General features: G+C 67.6%; 1 protein-coding gene and 1 other annotated feature. The gene reads left to right on the top strand.

Going from position 1 to position 1,309, the window contains the following annotated elements:
* The first annotated feature begins 51 nt into the window (after positions 1–51).
* Positions 52–1,274, top strand: a protein-coding gene (locus KVT45_RS54965; protein ID WP_254648758.1) for an IS3 family transposase whose coding sequence is annotated in 2 segments (ribosomal slippage) — positions 52–337 and positions 337–1,274 — 1,224 coding nt in all. Because the reading frame shifts where the segments join, the coding sequence is not laid out codon by codon here.
* Positions 330–444: a sequence feature (AL1L pseudoknot), on the top strand. (Overlaps the previous gene by 115 nt.)
* Positions 1,275–1,309: the final 35 nt, after the last annotated feature.

Here is a 1,309-nt window from a genome sequence, read left to right as displayed (position 1 = left end):
TGAACCGCTCCGGGTTCGGTAGAGAGCGCTGATCCTTGGAAGGATGCGTCCATGCCTGCCCAGCGGAAGTACCCACCGGAGCTGATCGAGCGAGCGGTGCGGATGGTTGCAGACAAGCAACGCGAGACCCCGGGACGGCCGGGGATCATCCGTGAGGTCGGTGACCTGCTCGGCATTCATCCCGAAGCCTTGCGGCACTGGGTGAAGAAGCACGATGCCCAGGCTGCCCCGCAGGCTGCTGCCGCCCGTGACGAGTCCGCGCGGATTCGGCAGCTGGAAAAGGAGAACGCCGAGCTGCGGCGGGCGAACGAGATCCTCAAGGCCGCGGCTGCTTTTTTCGCAGCGGAGCTCGACCCCCGACCGCCGCGCTGATCCGTTTCATCGACGCTCACCGTGACCGGTTCGGCGTCGAGCCGATCTGTCGCACCCTGGCCATCGCCGCCTCGACGTACTACGCGGCCAAGCGCCGTCCGCCTGCGGCCCGGTCATTGCGCGATGCTGAGCTGACCGCCGAGATCCGGCGGGTCCACCAGGCCAACTACGGTGTCTACGGGGCGCGCAAGGTCTGGCACCAGCTGCTGCGCGAGGGCATACCGGTGGCCCGCTGCACGGTCGAACGCCTGATGCGGGCCGAGGGCCTGGCCGGAGCGGTGCGGGGCCGCAAGGTCCGCACCACTTTGCCCGGCAAGGACGGCCGGCGCGCGGGCGACCTGGTCAATCGCGACTTCCGTGCGGCCGGCCCGGACCGACTGTGGGTGGCGGACTTCACCTACGTGCCCTGCTGGGCCGGCACCGTCTACGTCGCGTTCTGCGTCGATGCCTTCTCCCGGCGGATCCTGGGCTGGAAGGCATCAACGAGCAGGCACACGAGCCTGGTCCTGGACGTGGTCGAACAAGCCCTGTGGCAACGCGGCTACCGGCCGAACGACCAGGTCACCGGGCTGGTGCATCACTCGGACGCGGGCAGCCAGTACACCTCGATCGCCTTCACCGAGCGCCTGGCCCAGGCCGGCATCGCCCCCTCGATCGGCAGTGTCGCCGATGCATACGACAACGCCCTCGCCGAGTCCACCATCGGCCTGTTCAAGACCGAGCTCATCAACCGCCGCGGACCGTGGAAGACTTTCACGGACATCGAGTTCGCCACCGCCGAGTGGGTCGACTGGTACAACCACCGCCGACTCCACGGAGTTCTCGGCCACGTATCACCAGCCGAATACGAAACCGCCTACCATCACCAACACACGCACGCCAACGAACCCGTCAGCGCGTGACATCCCAGCTCTCTACCGAACCCGGAGCGGTTCAC

Origin of the sequence: Streptomyces sp. GbtcB6 (assembly GCF_019091475.1) — a bacterium.
Classification (GTDB): domain Bacteria; phylum Actinomycetota; class Actinomycetes; order Streptomycetales; family Streptomycetaceae; genus Streptomyces; species Streptomyces hyaluromycini.
This window is presented reverse-complemented; position numbering and strand designations above follow the sequence as displayed.